At 70.7% G+C, this 14,110-nt stretch carries 12 protein-coding genes and 4 tRNA genes; 8 read left to right on the top strand and 8 right to left on the bottom strand.

Features of this window, described 5'->3' with window-relative positions:
* Positions 1 to 8 precede the first annotated feature (8 nt).
* Positions 9 to 263, bottom strand: a complete 255-nt coding sequence (locus ABTY59_RS07400; protein WP_352017950.1) for a DUF3073 domain-containing protein — start codon at positions 261 to 263, stop codon at positions 9 to 11.
* Between the two features lie 290 nt (positions 264 to 553).
* Positions 554 to 1,645, bottom strand: coding sequence for a Leu/Phe/Val dehydrogenase (locus tag ABTY59_RS07395; protein WP_352017949.1), 1,092 nt, complete (start codon positions 1,643 to 1,645; stop codon positions 554 to 556).
* Between the two features lie 155 nt (positions 1,646 to 1,800).
* Here ABTY59_RS07395 and ABTY59_RS07390 point away from each other — a divergent pair, with 155 nt between their 5' ends.
* Positions 1,801 to 2,652, top strand: a complete 852-nt coding sequence (locus ABTY59_RS07390; protein WP_352017948.1) for a DUF8083 family protein — start codon at positions 1,801 to 1,803, stop codon at positions 2,650 to 2,652.
* A gap of 572 nt (positions 2,653 to 3,224) precedes the next feature.
* Positions 3,225 to 3,431 carry a developmental transcriptional regulator BldC gene (gene bldC / locus ABTY59_RS07385; protein WP_003949541.1) on the top strand — a complete coding sequence of 69 codons (207 nt, stop codon included), beginning with the start codon at positions 3,225 to 3,227 and terminating at the stop codon, positions 3,429 to 3,431.
* A gap of 341 nt (positions 3,432 to 3,772) precedes the next feature.
* Here the strand turns inward: bldC and ABTY59_RS07380 are convergent, their stop codons facing one another.
* The 3 genes from ABTY59_RS07380 to hrpA all read right to left on the bottom strand — a co-directional run bounded on the left by ABTY59_RS07380 (position 3,773) and on the right by hrpA (position 8,257).
* Entirely contained in the window at positions 3,773 to 3,985 is a 213-nt protein-coding gene (locus ABTY59_RS07380) for a DUF6274 family protein (protein ID WP_352017947.1), read from the bottom strand.
* A 125-nt stretch (positions 3,986 to 4,110) separates the two neighbouring features.
* Positions 4,111 to 4,184 (bottom strand) — tRNA-Asp (locus tag ABTY59_RS07375).
* Between the two features lie 98 nt (positions 4,185 to 4,282).
* Complete coding sequence (hrpA, locus tag ABTY59_RS07370; RefSeq protein WP_352017946.1) at positions 4,283 to 8,257, bottom strand: ATP-dependent RNA helicase HrpA; 3,975 nt, start codon at positions 8,255 to 8,257, stop codon at positions 4,283 to 4,285.
* 111 nt (positions 8,258 to 8,368) lie between these two features.
* Between hrpA and ABTY59_RS07365 the strand changes: the two genes are divergently transcribed.
* The 3 genes from ABTY59_RS07365 to ABTY59_RS07355 all read left to right on the top strand — a co-directional run bounded on the left by ABTY59_RS07365 (position 8,369) and on the right by ABTY59_RS07355 (position 10,330).
* Positions 8,369 to 8,716 carry a hypothetical protein gene (locus ABTY59_RS07365; RefSeq protein ID WP_352017945.1) on the top strand — a complete coding sequence of 116 codons (348 nt, stop codon included), beginning with the start codon at positions 8,369 to 8,371 and terminating at the stop codon, positions 8,714 to 8,716.
* A 61-nt stretch (positions 8,717 to 8,777) separates the two neighbouring features.
* Positions 8,778 to 9,500 (top strand): DsbA family protein, encoded by a 723-nt coding sequence (locus tag ABTY59_RS07360; RefSeq protein WP_352017944.1) that lies wholly within the window; start codon positions 8,778 to 8,780, stop codon positions 9,498 to 9,500.
* Complete coding sequence (locus ABTY59_RS07355; RefSeq protein WP_352017943.1) at positions 9,497 to 10,330, top strand: cytochrome c biogenesis CcdA family protein; 834 nt, start codon at positions 9,497 to 9,499, stop codon at positions 10,328 to 10,330. Before ABTY59_RS07360 ends, ABTY59_RS07355 begins: the two co-directional genes overlap by 4 nt.
* 96 nt (positions 10,331 to 10,426) lie before the next feature.
* Here the strand turns inward: ABTY59_RS07355 and ABTY59_RS07350 are convergent.
* From ABTY59_RS07350 to ABTY59_RS07340, 3 genes are all read right to left on the bottom strand, one after another.
* A tRNA-Phe gene (locus tag ABTY59_RS07350) sits at positions 10,427 to 10,500 on the bottom strand.
* Positions 10,501 to 10,522: 22 nt separating this feature from the next.
* Positions 10,523 to 10,596, bottom strand: a tRNA-Asp gene (locus ABTY59_RS07345).
* A 40-nt stretch (positions 10,597 to 10,636) separates the two neighbouring features.
* A tRNA-Glu gene (locus tag ABTY59_RS07340) sits at positions 10,637 to 10,709 on the bottom strand.
* Between the two features lie 128 nt (positions 10,710 to 10,837).
* Between ABTY59_RS07340 and ABTY59_RS07335 the strand changes: the two genes are divergently transcribed.
* The 3 genes from ABTY59_RS07335 to ABTY59_RS07325 all read left to right on the top strand — a co-directional run.
* Positions 10,838 to 11,188, top strand: coding sequence for a metallopeptidase family protein (locus ABTY59_RS07335; protein WP_033208941.1), 351 nt, complete (start codon positions 10,838 to 10,840; stop codon positions 11,186 to 11,188).
* A gap of 96 nt (positions 11,189 to 11,284) precedes the next feature.
* On the top strand, positions 11,285 to 11,956 hold the full coding sequence (locus tag ABTY59_RS07330; protein WP_352017942.1) for a hypothetical protein: 672 nt from the start codon (positions 11,285 to 11,287) through the stop codon (positions 11,954 to 11,956).
* Positions 11,957 to 12,153: 197 nt separating this feature from the next.
* On the top strand, positions 12,154 to 14,110 hold a 1,957-nt coding region (locus tag ABTY59_RS07325), incomplete at its 3' end, for a DEAD/DEAH box helicase (protein ID WP_352017941.1).

Raw genomic sequence — 14,110 nt, 5'->3', positions numbered from 1 at the left:
TCAGAAGGTCAAGCGCGACGCGGGGACGTGCCCGGACCGGACTCGTCGTCCTCGTCCTCGTCGTCCGTGTTGTAGAGATCCGCGTACTGGGCGTACGGGTCGTCTTCCTCGTCGTCGTCCTCGAACGGCTCGCCATTCGGCGGCTGGCTCGAAGTCGAAGCGCCCAGCTCATTGGCCAGACGCGTCAGGTCTGTCCCGCCGCTGCTGTACTTCAGCTGGCGGGCGACCTTGGTCTGCTTGGCCTTTGCCCGGCCGCGCCCCATGGCTCGACCCCCTCGGTGACGGGGCTCGTCGGCCCCAGAGTCTTGACACGCGTTCATGATTCGGAACGGACTCTCGACAGAGAGACCGGTCCGTAGGGCTTCAACGGTACCTGTTTCCGTGGGTCTACGGTACGCCGCGCGCATCACATACCCCGGTACAGAACCATCGAGGTGCCCCTTCCTCGCTGGTCAATCGCGATTTTAACCTCTTCTTGAGGGCCGACCCGCCGAAGGGCGTGAGCGAAGTCTCTCCGGCGGCGGGCCGGCTCCCGTGTCGAGGGGGTCGCGGTTCAGCGCCGGCGGGCGTCCGCCATGCGCTGCTCGGCGATGCGGTCGGCCGCGGCGGCCGGCGGAATGCCATCGGCATTCGCACGTGCGAAGATCTCCAGGGTGGTGTCGAAGATCTTCGTCGCCTTCGCCTTGCAGCGGTCGAAGTCGAAGCCGTGCAGCTCGTCGGCGACCTGGATCACGCCACCGGCGTTGACCACGTAGTCGGGCGCGTAGAGGATCCCGCGGTCCGCGAGGTCCTTCTCGACGCCGGGGTGGGCGAGCTGGTTGTTGGCCGCGCCGCAGACGATCTTCGCGGTGAGCACCGGGACGGTGTCGTCGTTCAGGGCGCCGCCCAGCGCGCAGGGGGCGTAGATGTCGAGGCCCTCCACGCGGATCAGGGCGTCGGTGTCGGCGACGACGGTGACCTGCGGGTGCTTGTCGGTGATCCGGCGCACCGACTCCTCGCGCACATCGGTGATCACGACCTCGGCGCCGTCCTCCAGGAGGTGCTCGACGAGGTAGTGGCCGACCTTGCCGACGCCCGCGACGCCGACCTTGCGGCCGCGCAGGGTCGGGTCGCCCCAGAGGGTCTGCGCGGAGGCGCGCATGCCCTGGAAGACGCCGAAGGCGGTGAGGACGGAGGAGTCACCGGCGCCGCCGTTCTCGGGGGAGCGGCCGGTGGTCCAGCGGTTCTCGCGGGCGACGACGTCCATGTCGGCGACGTAGGTGCCGACGTCGCAGGCGGTGACGTACCGGCCGCCGAGGGAGGCGACGAAGCGGCCGTAGGCGAGGAGCAGTTCCTCGGTCTTGATCTGCTCGGGGTCGCCGATGATGACGGCCTTGCCGCCGCCGTGGTCGAGGCCGGCCATGGCGTTCTTGTACGACATCCCGCGGGCCAGGTTGAGCGCGTCGGCGATCGCCTCGGCCTCGGTGGCGTACGGGTAGAAACGGGTGCCGCCGAGGGCGGGGCCCAGGGCGGTGGAGTGGAGGGCGATGACGGCCTTGAGGCCGGTGGCGCGGTCCTGGCAGAGCACGACTTGCTCGTGGCCACCCTGCTCCGAGTGGAACAAGGTGTGCAGTACGTCAGCAGGAACGCCGGTCACATCGGTCACGGTGGTGACTCCCAAGTACGAAGCGGCGGTTTCGGCCCTCCCTGCGGGTGGGGGAGGACCAGTTCGGCACGAGGGTAAGTCCTACCCCGGCGTAGATCGGCCGCAGTGCCGAGGATCACCCCCTCCCGGGGGACCTCCGTGGAAGGATTCGCGACATGTCGGTCGCCTCCACGGTCCCCGTTCCCTACGCGTCCTATCTGCGGGTGTACGAGCCGCTGGCCGCGTTCCCCGAGCCGGAGAGGTCCCACTGGGACCGGTACGCGCGCCGGCCGAGCGTCCCGGGGGCGCAGGAGGAGCTGCGCCGCTCGCTCGCGGACCTGCTGCCGACGCCCCCGGTGCCGGTGCCGGTCCACGAGAGCGGGGAGGCCTTCGTCGCGCGGCTGGACGGGGTGGTGGTGATCTGCCCGTGGCGGACCCGGCTGCGGGGCTGGCTGGCCCTGGAGGAGCTGGTGGCCGGGCCGTATCCGGCGTCGGTGCTCGACGCGATGCTGCCGCCGGTGGTCCGGGTGCAGGTGGCGAGCGACTACGAGCGGTGGCTGAGCCGGAACCCGGACGCGCGGCCGTGGATCCGTACGGGGGTCTGGCACGTGCCGCTGCGCTGGTTCGCGCTCTTCGGGGACGAGGAGCGGGAGTACGAGCCGGGGGACGCGGAGGAGGGCCGGGCGCCGGTGCTGCGCTACCGGACGACGATGGCCCAGGCGCGGCGGCGGCTCGCGCGGGCGCTGCGGGCGCTGCGGGAGTCGATCGACGACGGTCCGATGACGCAGGGTCTGGTCGAGGTGGGGCGCTGGCTGGAGGAGTTCCATCCGCGGGCGCTCGTGGAGCTGGACTTCGGCGGTCTGGTGCACGCGGTGCCGGCCGGGTGGCTGGCGGAGGACCGGTCGGCCGCGCAGCTGGCGGAGGGGATCGCCGCGCTGCGGGCCGGGGACGGCGAGGCGGCGAGCGAGGTGTACGGGCGGCTGGCGGAGCGCTGGCGGACGGTCAGGGACCTGCGTTTCGCGAACTGACATCAGCCGGACAAGTTCGTCAGGTCGGTATCGACAAGACATGTCCGACGGGTGTAAATGATCTTGGAGGTTCGGTGGCCGATTCACGATCGGTCGGGTGGCTCAGGTCTTTCGCACCGTGGGGGCGGGGACGTTGGTCCTGATCCGGGCCTTTGGCTCAAGCGTGACGGACAGCACGTAACGCACCCTTGCGCCCATCACCCACCCTCGTGCCAAAATAGGACAAGGAGTCCGGGGAGGGTTCCTTCCGCCCAAGTTCGGGCGGAACGCTCAGCATTGCACTCTATGGGGGGTCTGAGGACTCCTGATCGCTCTGTGACTGATCGTCACAGTGGCGTGACTGTCCGTTATGGCATGGTCCATCGACTTCCGCCGCTGATGAACACCTGCGAGGGCAATTCCATCGGTTTGGCCGACGTGGCTGGACGGATGGTGTAGTTGTAGTGCCGAGGACAAGCCGTTCGTCCTATAACCGACTCGGCCCGCTTCTGCCATTTCGGGCAACGCGGGTCAAGGTGCAGAATTTAGAGGAAAGAACCGAGATTGGTTCGGTTCTCCCGAGGAGGCCGCTCATGACCGCTCGCACCCCTGATGCCGAGCCGCTGCTGACCCCTGCCGAGGTTGCCACGATGTTCCGCGTGGACCCGAAGACGGTGACCCGTTGGGCGAAGGCCGGGAAGCTCACGTCCATCCGCACGCTGGGTGGGCACCGCCGGTACCGCGAGGCCGAGGTTCGCGCGCTGCTGGCGGGCATTCCGCAGCAGCGCAGCGAGGCCTGAGGTCGCGCAGAACCCTGCAGAACCCCGCAACACCCCGTAACACCGGGCCCGTCCGGATCCCCCAATCCGGTCGCCCACCCCTAGTACTGCCGACGGGCTCCTGCCCCAACAGGACTTCGTCAACGATCGCGCTGGACTCCGCCGGGTCCAGCGCGATCTTTTTTGTGCCCTGCGCCACACCCTCTCCCGGGTGGTGCAATTGCACATATTAAATCGGGCCGGTGTAGGGAGGGTGTAAGTGCGGAGGTTTCCGAAACGGTTTCAGTGACTCCCGTCACACCGGAGAAGTCTTGCCAAGGAACAGCCTGCCACCTCCGGGATCGCCCCCAACCCGCCGTTGGTCATGGGTCGGTGGGACTTTCGTCCTCCGTGCGCTCCCCGGCCCGCTCCGCCGGCTCGACCGCCTCCTCCGCCTCGGGAAGCTCCATGGCGAGCCGCAGGAGGCGATGGCAGACCACGCAGTGGCGGGTGAGGTGTCCGTACCGCGACGCGGCCGCCAGATGGGCGCGCAGCAGCGCGCGGGTGTCGTGCCGTGCTGCGGACGCCGCGGCCATGCGCGACCACCTCCGGTGTGGGCCCCCGAATCCCTGAAGTCCGGGGTACCGGTGGGCGCGCGGCCCCGTCAAGACACGGGAACGCAACGAAGGCCCGCATCTCGCGATGCGGGCCTTCGTGAAGGCGACTCTGACGGGACTTGAACCCGCGACCTCCACCTTGACAGGGTGGCGAGCTAACCAACTGCTCCACAGAGCCTTGCTCGCAGCCCCTCGTAAGCGGCTGCGAGCAAGACTGTACAGCAGGTCAGGGGGTCTGGTCGAACTCGCCGGCGGCGAGGTCCCGCGCACCGGTCCCTACGGGGCCGCCGCGTCGATCGCCTTCACGATCCGCTTGTCCGAGATCGGGTACGCGGTGCCCAGGGCGTGCGCGAAGTAGCTCACCCGCAGCTCCTCGACCATCCACCGGATGTCGGTGACCTCGGACGGCACCGGGCGGCCCTTCGGAAGCTGTTCGAGCAGCCAGGCGTACTCGTCCAGCATCTCCCGGACCTTCTCCATCCGGGTGGTGTCCCGCTGGACCCCGGTCGGCATCTGCTGGAGCCGCCGGTCCACCGCCACCAGGTAGCGCATCAGGTCCGGGAGCCGCTTCAGGCCCGTACGGGTGACGAAGCCGGCCGGCATCAGCCAGGCGAGCTGCGCCCTCACGTCGGTCAGGTTGTCGATCAGGGCCAGGCTGTTCGTCGACTTCAGCCGGCGCTCGCAGGCCTGCCAGGCCGCCAGGATCTGCTGGACCTGCCCCACCGTCCGCACCGTCGTGTCCACGAGGTCCGCGCGGACCTTGTCGTACAGCTTGCGGAAGGACTCCTCGTCCCAGGCCGGGCCGCCGTGGTCCGCGATCAGCTTGTCGGCCGCCGCGGTCGCGCAGTCGTCGAACAGGGCCTGTATCGAGCCGTGCGGATTCGACGACAGGGCCAGCTTCTGCTGGTTGGTCAGCTTGTCCGAGGCGAACTTCGCCGGGTTCACCGGAATGTTCAGCATGATCAGCTTCCGGGTGCCCCGCCACATCGCGAGCGCCTGCTCGGCCTCCGAGTCGAAGAGCCGCACGGCCACGGAGTCGCCCTCGTCGACCAGCGCCGGGTACGCCTTCACCGGCTGCCCGCCGCGCTTGGTCTCGAAGACCCTCGTGAGCGTCCCGATCGTCCAGTCCTTGAGGCCCGTGCGCTCCAGGGAGGGCCCGGAGCCGTCCGGGCCGCCCGTGACCGCCGCGGCGGCCTTGGAGAGCGCCTGACGGGCCTTGGGGCGCAGCTTCAGCCGCAGCGTCTCCAGGTCCTTGTCCTCGGCCAGCTTCCGGCGCCGCTCGTCGACGATCCGGAAGGTCACCTTGAGGTGCTCGGGGACCTTCGCCCAGTCGAAGTCCTCGGCCGTGACCGGGACGCCCACCATCCGCTGGAGTTCACGGGCGAGCGCGCCCGTCAGCGGCTCCTGGACGGGCACGACCGCGTCCAGGAAGCGGCTCGCGAAGTTCGGCGCGGGCACGTAGTGGCGGCGGATCGGCTTCGGCAGGGAGCGGATCAGCTCCGTGACGACCTCCGCGCGCAGACCCGGGATCTGCCACTCGAAGCCCTCGTCCGTCACCTGGTTGAGCACCTGGAGCGGCACGTGGACGGTGACGCCGTCCGCGTCGGCGCCCGGCTCGAACTGGTACGTCACCCGGAACTTCAGGGCGCCCTGGCGCCAGGAGTCCGGATAGTCGTCCTTGGTGACCGCCCCGGCCTTCTCGTTGATGAGCATCTCGCGCTCGAAGTCGAGGAACTCGGGCTCCTCGTGGCGCTTGTGCTTCCACCAGGAGTCGAAGTGGGCTCCGGACACGACGTGTTCGGGGACGCGCTTGTCGTAGAAGTCGAAGAGCGTCTCGTCGTCGACGAGGATGTCCCGGCGCCTGGCCCGGTGCTCCAGCTCCTCGACCTCGGTGAGCAGCTTGCGGTTGTCCGCGAAGAACTTGTGGTGGGTGCGCCAGTCGCCCTCGACGAGCGCGTTCCGGATGAACAGGTCGCGGGAGACCTCCGGGTCGATCCGCCCGTAGTTCACCTTGCGGTCGGCGACGATCGGGACGCCGTACAGCGTCACCTTCTCGAAGGCCATCACGGCCGCCTGGTCCTTCTCCCAGTGCGGCTCGCTGTACGTCTTCTTCACCAGGTGCTGGGCGAGCGGCTCGATCCACTCGGGCTCGATCCGGGCGTTGACCCGGGCCCAGAGCCGTGAGGTCTCCACCAGCTCGGCGGACATCACGAAGCGCGGGGGCTTCTTGAAGAGCGCGGAGCCGGGGAAGATCGCGAACTTGGCGCTGCGCGCGCCCAGGTACTCGCCCCGGCCGCCCTCGCGGCGCGCGCCGTCCTTCGCGCCGTCCTTGGACTCCTTCACGTCCTTCAGGCCGATGTGGCTCAGGAGGCCGGAGAGCAGGGAGACGTGGACGGACTGCTCGGGCGCGTCCTCCTCGTTCAGATGGATGCCCATCTGCTTGGCGACCGTGCGCAGCTGGCTGTAGATGTCCTGCCACTCGCGGATGCGCAGGAAGTTCAGGTACTCCTGCTTGCACATCCGGCGGAAGGAGCTGGACCCGCGCTCCTTCTGCTGCTCGCGGACGTACCGCCACAGGTTGAGGAAGGCGAGGAAGTCGCTCGTCTCGTCCTTGAAGCGGGCGTGCTGCTGGTCGGCCTGCGCCTGCTTCTCGGACGGCCGCTCGCGCGGGTCCTGGATCGAGAGGGCCGCCGCGATCACCATGACCTCGCGGACACAGCCGTTCTTGTCGGCCTCCAGGACCATCCGGGCGAGCCGCGGGTCCACGGGCAGCTGGGAGAGCTTCCGGCCCTGCTGGGTGAGCCGCTTCTTCGGGTCCTTCTCCGCCGGGTCGATCGCGCCGAGCTCCTGGAGGAGCTGGACGCCGTCCCGGATGTTCCGGTGGTCCGGCGGGTCGATGAAGGGGAACTTCTCGATGTCGCCGAGGCCGGCCGCGGTCATCTGCAGGATGACGGAGGCCAGGTTCGTCCGGAGGATCTCCGCGTCCGTGAACTCCGGTCGGACCAGGAAGTCGTCCTCGGAGTACAGGCGGATGCAGATGCCGTCGCTGGTACGGCCGCAGCGGCCCTTGCGCTGGTTGGCGCTGGCCTGGCTGACCGGCTCGATCGGGAGGCGCTGCACCTTCGTGCGGTGCGAGTAGCGCGAGATGCGGGCGGTGCCCGGATCGATCACGTACTTGATGCCGGGGACGGTCAGGGAGGTCTCGGCGACGTTCGTCGCGAGGACGATCCGGCGGCCCGAGTGCGCCTGGAAGACCCGGTGCTGCTCGGCGTGCGAGAGCCGGGCGTACAGCGGCAGGATCTCCGTGCCGAAGAGCTTCTTCTTGGTCAGCGCGTCCGCCGTGTCGCGGATCTCCCGCTCGCCGGAGAGGAAGACCAGGATGTCGCCCGGCCCCTCCTTCTGCAGCTCGTCGACGGCGTCGCAGATCGCGGTGATCTGGTCCCGGTCGGACTCCTCGGAGTCCTCCTCCAGGAGCGGCCGGTAACGGACCTCGACCGGATACGTACGCCCGCTGACCTCGACGATCGGGGCGTCGCCGAAGTGGCGGGAGAAGCGCTCCGGGTCGATCGTCGCGGAGGTGATGACGACCTTGAGGTCGGGGCGCTTCGGGAGGAGCTGGGCCAGATAGCCGAGCAGGAAGTCGATGTTGAGGGACCGCTCGTGGGCCTCGTCGATGATGATCGTGTCGTACGCGCGCAGCTCGCGGTCCGTCTGGATCTCGGCGAGCAGGATGCCGTCGGTCATCAGCTTCACGAAGGTCGCGTCGGGGTTCACCTGGTCGGTGAACCGGACCTTCCAGCCGACGGCATCGCCGAGCGGGGTCCGCAGCTCCTCGGCGACGCGCTCGGCGACCGTGCGGGCGGCGATCCGGCGGGGCTGGGTGTGCCCGATCATGCCCCGGACGCCCCGGCCCAGCTCCAGGCAGATCTTCGGGATCTGGGTGGTCTTTCCGGAGCCCGTCTCACCGGCGACGATCACGACCTGGTGGTCGCGTATCGCCTCCAGGATCTCGTCCTTCTTCTGCGAGACGGGCAGCTGCTCGGGGTACGTGACCGGGGGCACGCGGGAGGCGCGCCCGTCGACGCGCTCCTTGGCCTTGGCCGCCTCGGCGGCGATCTCGTCCAGGACGGCCGCGCGGGCCTCGGGCTTGCGGATGCGGCGGGCGCCTTCGAGACGGCGGCCGAGCCGGTGGGAGTCCCGCAGCGAGACCTCGGCCAGGACGGACTGGAGGGCGGCGAAGGAAGTAGACATACGGGATCCAGGATCGCACCTGCGGACGAGAAGCGGCGAACCGATTTACGAAGGGGGCGGGGCTCCGGTGCGTAGTATTCCGGGCATCTGGCCCGGCCTGAGAGGTTTCGCATGTTCCGCACCACCCGCGCGACGGCGGCGTTCGCCGCGCTGCTGGGTCTGGTGCTGGGCCTCCTGGTCTGCGGCGCCGCCGTGGGCCCGCCGCCCGGGGCCGCCCCGGTCGTCCTGGGCGCCGCCGTGCCCGGCTGCGACCCCGGTCCCGCCGACGAAGGGGCCTCGGGTCCCGTCGTACCGCCGCGCGCGCACGGCTTCGCCGAACTGCTGCCCGCCCTGGCCGCCGACCGGGTTGCCCCCGGGACCCGGCAGCAGGACCCGGGCGCTCCGGCCGTGCCGCCGGGCCGGGAGCCACCCGCGCGCGTGCCTCCGTCTCCGGTGGAGCTGTCGGTCCTGAGGGTGTAGGCGGAACGGTTCGCCCTCCGCCGTCCTTCCCCTCTCACCACTCCTCCAGGAGCGCTTCCGCATGTCCAGGACCAAGCCCGTCGCCCTCGTCTCCGGGGTGGCGGTCGCCGCCGTGCTGCTCGGCGTCGTCTCGTACACCGCCACCAAGCCCGCCTCCCCCGGCGCCTCCGGCTCCTCCTCCGTCGCCGAGGTGTCCGCCGACCCGTCCGCCGGCGTCTACGCCGAACTGGAGGCGTACGCCCGCCGCGACGCCTCCGACAAGCTCGCCCTCGGCCGCGCCGACGCGCCCGTGGTGCTCATCGAGTACGCCGACTTCAAGTGCGGCTACTGCGGGAAGTTCGCCCGCGACACCGAGCCCGCCCTGGTGAGGAAGTACGTCCAGAACGGCACCCTCCGCATCGAGTGGCGGAACTTCCCGATCTTCGGCGAGGAGTCGGAGACCGCCGCCCGCGCCTCCTGGGCCGCCGGGCAGCAGGGCCGCTTCTGGGAGTTCCACCGGGCCGCGTACGCCGAGGGAGCCAAGGAGAAGGGCTTCGGCAAGGACCGGCTCGCCGCCCTCGCGAAGGAGGCCGGCGTCCCCGACGCGGCCCGCTTCGCCCGGGACACCGACGGCGCGGCGGCCCGCGCGGCGGTCCGCGCGGACCAGGAGCAGGGCTACTCGCTCGGCGCCACCTCCACCCCGTCCTTCCTGGTCAACGGCCGCCCGATCGCGGGCGCCCAGCCCCTGGAGACGTTCACGGAGGCCATCGAGGCGGCGGCGAAGACCGCCAAGGCCCGCCCGTGACCTCCGGCATCGGCTACTTCGCCGCCTTCCTCGGCGGCCTCCTCGCCCTGCTCAGCCCGTGCAGCGCGCTGCTCCTGCCCGCCTTCTTCGCGTACTCGATCGACACCCGCGCGAAGCTGGTGGCCAGGACCGGCATCCTCTACGCGGGTCTGGCGACCACCCTCGTCCCGCTCGGCGCGGCCGGCTCCCTCGCGGGCCGGTTCTTCTACGGCCACCGGGACCTGCTCGTCACCGTCGGCGGCTGGCTGATCATCGGTCTCGGCGTCCTCCAGATGCTCGGCCTGGGCTTCACCTCCCGCCGGATCGCCGAGGCGAGCGGCCGCATCCGCCCCACGTCGGCGCTCTCCGTCTACGCCCTCGGCCTGGTCTACGGCCTGGCCGGCTTCTGCGCGGGCCCGATCCTCGGCAGCGTCCTGACGGTGGCGGCGCTGAGCGGCAGCCCGGCGTACGGCGGGCTGCTCCTGGCCGTGTACGCGCTCGGCATGGCCGTCCCGCTGTTCGTCCTCGCACTGCTCTGGGACCGGTACGAGCTGGGCCGGCGGCGCTGGCTGCGGGGCCGTCCGCTCCGGCTCGGGCGCTTCGAGGTCCACTCGACCTCGCTGCTCTCCGGCCTCTTCTTCCTCGCCCTCGGCGCGCTCTTCCTGGTCTTCGACGGGACGACCGGGCTGCCGGGCCTGCTCTCGGTGGACGCGTCCTTCGCCGTGGAGGAGCGGGTCGCCGCACTGGGCCGGTCGGTGCCGGACTGGGCGCTGCTCGTCGCGGTCGTGGCGGCGGTGGCGGTGGGACTCGCGCTGCGGGGCCGCAGGGCGCGGCGGAGCGAGGAGGCCTGAGCCGTACGGGGGAGGGGCGCGGGCCCCTTCCCCGTACGACCGCACGTCTCGGGGAACGAAGAAGGCCCCGTTCTTTCGAACGGGGCCTTCTCTTTGTGGCTGGGGCCGGGGTCGAACCGGCGACCTATCGCTTTTCAGGCGATCGCTCGTACCAACTGAGCTACCCAGCCACGAAGCTGTTTCCAGCTTCAGCGACTCTGACGGGACTTGAACCCGCGACCTCCACCTTGACAGGGTGGCGAGCTAACCAACTGCTCCACAGAGCCAAGCTTGTGCGCGATCACTAGTCTCGCACACGATCATGCGTGCCCCCAACGGGATTCGAACCCGTGCTACCGCCTTGAAAGGGCGGCGTCCTGGGCCACTAGACGATGAGGGCTAGAGGCTCACCTGCGCACTTCTCAGTGCGTCGGGGACGTGAGAAGCATATGGGATGCCGGGCGCTATCGCCAAAACGGTTCCCGGCCGCACGTGGGAGGTGCCCCCGGACGGGGGGAGAATGGGCCCGTGCTGGAGATGACGCGCGAGGAGTTCGAGGAGCTTGTCGCCGAGGCCCTGGACCGGATCCCGCCGGAGCTGACACGGCTGATGGACAACGTCGCCGTGTTCGTGGAGGACGAGCCCGCCCCGGACGATCCCGAGCTGCTCGGGCTCTACGAGGGGACGCCGCTGACCGAGCGGGGCGAGTGGTACGCCGGCGTGCTCCCCGACCGGATCACGATCTACCGGGGGCCGACGCTGCGGATGTGCGAGTCGCGCGAGGACGTGGTCGCGGAGACCGAGATCACCGTCGTGCACGAGATCGCCCACCACTTCGGCATCGACGACGAACGGCTGCACGCCCTCGGGTACGGCTGAGGCTCGGGCCTCCCGGCGCGTGTCCCTTGTGGTGCCCGGGGAGTTGGGCAGTGCGACGCGTTCCGTTCCTGCCTGTTGTGTCCTGGAGGTGCCCCCGTGCGCCATTTGCCCACCCCGGTGAGATGGGCCGCCACCGCGCTGGCCGTCGCGGCCTGTGCCGGTCTGAGCGGCTGTATGAGTGTGAGCGACGAGGGGGCGAAGCCGGCGCCCGGCGCGTCCGGGGGGAAGCACGGCGTGGCGGCCGAGGGCGACGGGGGCGGGGGAGACCGGGGCGGCGACGGCGGCTCGTGGAGCGGCCGGCAGGACAGGGGCGGCGGGCCCGCGCCGGCCGGTGCCGGCGAGGAGTCCCCGGTCCCGAGCGGCTCGCCGTCCGGCACGGCGACGCCCTCCCCGGGCGCTGTGCTGCCGGGGCAGGGTCCCGGCGGGCCCGGAGGGCCGTCGAAGACACAGCCGGCCGGTGGCGGGCACGAGGTCCCGGGCGGCGGAGGGAACGGCAGCGGCGGCGGGGGGAGCGGCGGCAGCGGGGGAGGCGCCGGGGGTGCGGACGGGGGCGGGGCCACGCCCACGCCGGAGCCGACCGTGCCGAGCCCCGAGCCGACGCCGGAGCCGACCGCCAACCCGACGCCCGAGCCGACGCCGGAGCCGACCTCGAACCCCACCGATCCACCGCCCTCCGGCACCGACACCCAGATGGGCGCGATGCGGGCGGCGGACGGGCCGGGAGCGTCCCCGGAGCCGATGGCGTCCCCGCAGGTCGGACCGGTGTGACGGAGTCCGATTTGCTATAGGTGGGGGAGAGTCCGTATGGTGGTAGATCGCTTGATCCTATTGCCCGGCGCCGACACAGAAGAGCGCCGCGTGGCGCGTACTCTCCCTAGCCGTGGCTGACCGCATTGAGGCGGTCGTTTGCGAAATCACGGAGTTGACGGGCGCGTGCCGAGACTCCGGAAGGTTTCGCATTTCGCATGTCCATTTTCAGTTCTGACCACGCCGTCATGCCCGAGAACGACGAGATCGTCGAGGCCGTCGAGGCCACCGAGACCGTCGTGACCGAGGCGGACGACACCGCCGAGGCGGTCGTCGAGGAGACCGTCTCCGACGAGCCCACCATCACCTTCGGCGACCTCGGTCTCCCCGAGGGCGTCGTGCGCAAGCTCGCGCAGAACGGCGTCACCACCCCCTTCCCGATCCAGGCGGCGACCATCCCGGACGCCCTGGCCGGCAAGGACATCCTCGGCCGCGGCCGCACCGGCTCCGGCAAGACCCTCTCCTTCGGTCTGCCGCTGCTCGCCACCCTCGCGGACGGCCACACCGAGAAGAAGAAGCCCCGCGGCGTCATCCTCACCCCGACCCGTGAGCTCGCGATGCAGGTCGCGGACGCCCTCCAGCCCTACGGCGACGTGCTCGGCCTCAAGATGAAGGTCGTCTGCGGCGGTACGTCCATGGGCAACCAGATCTACGCCCTGGAGCGCGGCGTCGACATCCTCGTCGCCACCCCGGGCCGTCTCCGCGACATCATCAACCGCGGCGCCTGCTCCCTGGAGCAGGTCCAGATCGCCGTCCTCGACGAGGCCGACCAGATGGCCGACCTGGGCTTCCTGCCCGAGGTCACCGAGCTGCTCGACCAGGTCCCCGAGGGCGGCCAGCGTCTCCTCTTCTCCGCCACCCTGGAGAACGAGATCGACACCCTCGTCAAGCGCTACCTGGTCAACCCGATCACGCACGAGGTCGACCCGTCCGCCGGTGCCGTCACCACGATGACCCACCACGTCCTCGTCGTGAAGCCGAAGGACAAGGCCCCGGTCACCGCCGCCATCGCCGCCCGCAAGGGCCGCACGATCATCTTCGTCCGCACCCAGCTGGGCGCCGACCGCATCGCCGAGCAGCTCCGCGACTCCGGTGTGAAGGCCGACGCCCTGCACGGCGGCATGACCCAGGGCGCCCGTACGCGCACCCTCGCCGACTTCAAGGACGGCTACGTCAACGCGCTCGTCGCGACCGACGTCGCCGCCCGCGGCATCCACGTCGACGGCATCGACCTGGTCCTCAACGTGGACCCGGCCGGCGACCACAAGGACTACCTGCACCGCTCGGGCCGTACCGCCCGCGCCGGCCGCTCCGGCGTCGTGGTCTCCCTGGCCCTGCCGCACCAGCGCCGTCAGATCTTCCGCCTGATGGAGGACGCGGGCGTCGACGCCTCGCGCCACATCGTCGGCGGCGCCGGCGCCTTCGACCCGGAGGTCGCCGAGATCACCGGCGCCCGTTCGCTGACCGAGGTCCAGGCCGACTCCGCGAACAACTCGGCCAAGCAGGCCGAGCGCGAGGTCGTCGACCTGACCAAGCAGCTGGAGCGCCTGCAGCGCCGTGCCGTCGAGCTCCGCGAGGAGGCCGACCGCCTGGTGGCCCGCGCCGCCCGTGAGCGCGGCGAGGACCCGGAGGCCGCCGTGGCCGAGGTGACCGAGGCCGCCGAGGCCGAGGTCGCCGCCGCCGCCGTCGAGGCCGAGCGCGCCGCGAAGGCCGAGGAGCGCCGCGAGGAGCGTTCGACGTTCCGCGACGAGCGGGGCAACTTCGAGCGCCGTGACCGCGGTGACCGCGGTGGCTTCAACCGTGACGACCGCGGTGACCGCGGTGGCTTCCGCCGTGACAACGACCGTGGCGGCTTCCGTCGTGACGACCGTCCCTCGGGTGGTTTCCGTCGCGATGACCGTCCGTCGGGTGGCTTCAACCGTGATGACCGTGGCGGCCGTTCCTTCGAGCGTCGTGACGAGCGTCCCTCCGGTGGCTTCCGTCGTGACGACCGCCCGTCGGGTGGCTTCCGTCGTGACGACCGTCCGTCGGGTGGCTTCAACCGTGATGACCGTGGCGGCCGTTCCTTCGAGCGTCGTGACGAGCGTCCCTCCGGTGGCTTCCGTCGTGACGACC

It is taken from the genome of Streptomyces sp. NPDC096079, from assembly GCF_040303145.1.
GTDB lineage: Bacteria > Actinomycetota > Actinomycetes > Streptomycetales > Streptomycetaceae > Streptomyces.
This window is presented reverse-complemented; position numbering and strand designations above follow the sequence as displayed.

Excerpts from the sequence above, each read along its gene's own strand:
- ABTY59_RS07400 (WP_352017950.1), bottom strand. The coding sequence starts at position 263 with ATGGGGCGCGGCCGGGCAAAGGCCAAGCAGACCAAGGTCGCCCGCCAG.
- ABTY59_RS07390 (WP_352017948.1), top strand. The coding sequence starts at position 1,801 with ATGTCGGTCGCCTCCACGGTCCCCGTTCCCTACGCGTCCTATCTGCGG.
- bldC (WP_003949541.1), top strand. The coding sequence starts at position 3,225 with ATGACCGCTCGCACCCCTGATGCCGAGCCGCTGCTGACCCCTGCCGAG.
- ABTY59_RS07380 (WP_352017947.1), bottom strand. The coding sequence starts at position 3,985 with ATGGCCGCGGCGTCCGCAGCACGGCACGACACCCGCGCGCTGCTGCGC.
- hrpA (WP_352017946.1), bottom strand. The coding sequence starts at position 8,257 with ATGTCTACTTCCTTCGCCGCCCTCCAGTCCGTCCTGGCCGAGGTCTCG.
- ABTY59_RS07365 (WP_352017945.1), top strand. The coding sequence starts at position 8,369 with ATGTTCCGCACCACCCGCGCGACGGCGGCGTTCGCCGCGCTGCTGGGT.
- ABTY59_RS07360 (WP_352017944.1), top strand. The coding sequence starts at position 8,778 with ATGTCCAGGACCAAGCCCGTCGCCCTCGTCTCCGGGGTGGCGGTCGCC.